At 73.3% G+C, this 2561-nt stretch carries 4 protein-coding genes; 1 reads left to right on the forward strand and 3 read right to left on the reverse strand.

Features of this window, described 5'->3' with window-relative positions:
• Positions 1-93 precede the first annotated feature (93 nt).
• On the reverse strand, positions 94-285 hold the full coding sequence (locus AB0C69_RS41010; protein WP_345180253.1) for a hypothetical protein: 192 nt from the start codon (positions 283-285) through the stop codon (positions 94-96).
• A gap of 11 nt (positions 286-296) precedes the next feature.
• On the reverse strand, positions 297-656 hold the full coding sequence (locus tag AB0C69_RS41015) for a DUF3140 domain-containing protein (protein WP_353834352.1): 360 nt from the start codon (positions 654-656) through the stop codon (positions 297-299).
• A 552-nt stretch (positions 657-1208) separates the two neighbouring features.
• Here AB0C69_RS41015 and AB0C69_RS41020 point away from each other — a divergent pair.
• Positions 1209-2042, forward strand: a complete 834-nt coding sequence (locus AB0C69_RS41020) for a phosphoribosylaminoimidazolesuccinocarboxamide synthase (protein WP_360362039.1) — start codon at positions 1209-1211, stop codon at positions 2040-2042.
• On the opposite strand, the gene AB0C69_RS41025 is transcribed toward AB0C69_RS41020, so the two are convergent.
• Positions 2006-2431 (reverse strand): MerR family transcriptional regulator, encoded by a 426-nt coding sequence (locus AB0C69_RS41025; RefSeq protein WP_360362042.1) that lies wholly within the window; start codon positions 2429-2431, stop codon positions 2006-2008. The two genes, AB0C69_RS41020 and AB0C69_RS41025, sit on opposite strands and share 37 nt — an antisense overlap.
• Positions 2432-2561 lie beyond the last annotated feature (130 nt).

A 2561-nucleotide genomic window follows, 5' to 3' on the forward strand; every position in this document is an offset into this window, starting at 1 on the left:
CCGCCATCCGGGAGCCGACGACCATGCCGACCTTGGACCGCGGCTCGGGGTCCTCGACGACCAGGCCCCTCCGGGGCGGCCTCCGGCCTGCTGCTAGGCGGGGTGCGGCGGCTTCTGGTCCGGCGGCGTTCCGCCGCCCTTGCCGCCGCCCCTGTCCCCCTTGTCGGTACCGTGCGCGTGGCCCTTGGCCCTCGTCGACTTCGGGTCGGTGGCCTCGGGCGCCGGTTCGTCCGTCACCGCGGTCCTCCCGGACCGCCGGATCTCGGGCTGCTGCGGGTTCGGCATGTGCTCGCCTCCTAAGCGCTGGACGGTTCGGGACGCAGCGGGTCGTGCCCCACGCTCATCAGCGCGTGGCGCCACTCCTCGTCCCGTTCCGCGTTCGGCGGTCGGTGCTCCAGGCGGTCCTCCACGTAGTCGACGACCTCCTGCATCACCTCCCCGTCGCTTTCGGTCAGGTCGACCTTCCGCTTGCGCAACACGTCCACCACGCGGGCGCCCAGCTCCGACACCCCGGGGCCGGGGCCGTCGGCCGGGAACGCCTCCTCGCCGGACGCGTCCGTGAGCAACCAGGTGCGCAGTTCGTCGGAGGTCATGTTCACGAGCCGGTGGAAGTCCTCCCACGCCAGCTCCACCTCGGGCGATACGCGGTTGTTCATAAGCAAAACTCCCTGTAGGCGTTCACGCCCGCCTTACCCGGAGTCCGCTGCCCCATTCGTCCAAACTTGTATTACTACGGCCGGATCTATCTCCCCGGGGCACCGGGAACACTTCCAGCACCTTGTGGTTCGACTCCCGGTCGCCGAGGCGGGAGATGGCGAGGACGTCGGAGCGGAAGGACCGCGTCGCCCAGCGCCTCGCGGGCGCGCGGGTCGGCGCCGCGGCCCTGCTTGTGGCCGGCCGGGGTGCAGGGGAGCTGCTGCTCGCGGTGCTAGGCGGCGAGGGCGTCCAGGACGGGGGCTTCCGAGTGGTTCTGCCACGAGCACGGCAAGCCCCTCATCGTGGACGAGGCGTGGGGCGCGCACCTGCCGTTCCACGAGGACCTGCCGACCTGGGCCATGGACGCCGGCGCCGACGTGTGCGTGACGAGCGCAGCGTGCGGGTGTTCGTCGAGGACTGACGGGACGGGCCCGGCGAGGCGGAGCCGCCGCAGGTGGCGGGGCGGCGCTGTGGAAGACTCCTACCGGCACGGCGGCTAGATGGGGAGCGTCATGGAGTTGGTCCACTCGGGCAAGGTCAGGGACGTCTACGCGGACGGCGACGAGCTGATCCTCGTCGCGTCGGACCGGGTGAGCGTCTACGACGTCGTCCTGCCGACCCCGGTCCCGGACAAGGGGAAGATCCTCACGCAGCTGTCCCTCTGGTGGTTCGAGCGGCTCGCCGACATCATCCCGAACCATGTCGTCTCGGCCACCGACGTCCCCGAGGAGTGGGCCGGGCGCGCCATCCGCTGCCGCCGCCTCGACATGCTCCCCGTCGAGTGGATCGCGCGCGGGCACCTCGCCGGGCTCGGCCTGAAGGAGTACCAGAAGTCGGGCACGGTGTCGGGCGTCTCCCTGCCCGACGGCCTGGTCGAGGCGGACCGGCTGCCTGAGCCGATCTTCACGCCGACCACCAAGGCCGCCGAGGGCCACGACGAGTTCATCACCTACGACGACGTGGTCCGCGAGATCGGCGACGACACCGCCGCCCGCCTCAAGGACGTCACCCTGGCGATCTACCGGCGCGGCGCGGCCCTCGCCGCCGAGCGCGGCATCATCATCGCCGACACCAAGCTGGAGTTCGGCCGCGCCGCCGACGGCTCCCTCGTCCTCGGCGACGAGGTGCTCACGCCCGACTCGTCCCGCTTCTGGCCCGCCGACCAGTGGGTGCCCGGCCGTCCGCAGCACTCCCTCGACAAGCAGTTCGTGCGCGACTGGAGCAGCACGCTCGACTGGGACCGCACCCCGCCCGGCCCCGCCATCCCCGACGAGGTCGTGGAGGCCACCCGCGCCCGCTACGTCGAGGTCTACGAGCGCCTGACCGGCACCGCCTGGACCTCCTGACCCGGCGCCGGGCGCGCGTCGGCCGGGCCCGGCGCGCAGCCGGGGCAGGCTCGGGCGAGCCGCTCCGCCACCTCGGCGCGGCGCCGGAGGAGCGCGCGGATCTCCGCGTCGATCGCGGCGAGCCCGCGCCGGTAGACGGCGACCGACTCCGGGCAGGCCGCGCCATCGGCGTGGCCCGCGCGCAGGCAGTCGACGAACGGGCGCGTGTCGTCCAGCGTGAAGCCCGTCTCCAGCAGCGCGCGGATCTGCGCGACGAGCCGCAGGTCGGACTCCTCGTACTCGCGGTAGCCGTTGGGCGCGCGCCGCGCCGGCAGCAGCCCCTGCTGCTCGTAGTAGCGCAGCATGCGGGTGCTCACGCCCGCGCGGGCGGCCAGTTCCCCGATCCGCATCGGCCCTCCTCGCCTTCACGGGCGACGGTACTCCTTGACACCGCCGTCAATGTCAAGGCCGGTGGGGCGGGCCCGGCGGTGGCCGGCGGGGCCGCCCCGCGGGCACGGCGGCAGCGGGCCGGGAGGCGAC

It is taken from the genome of Actinomadura sp. NPDC048032 (genome assembly GCF_040653175.1).
GTDB classification, from domain to species: Bacteria; Actinomycetota; Actinomycetes; order Streptosporangiales; family Streptosporangiaceae; genus Spirillospora; species Spirillospora verrucosospora.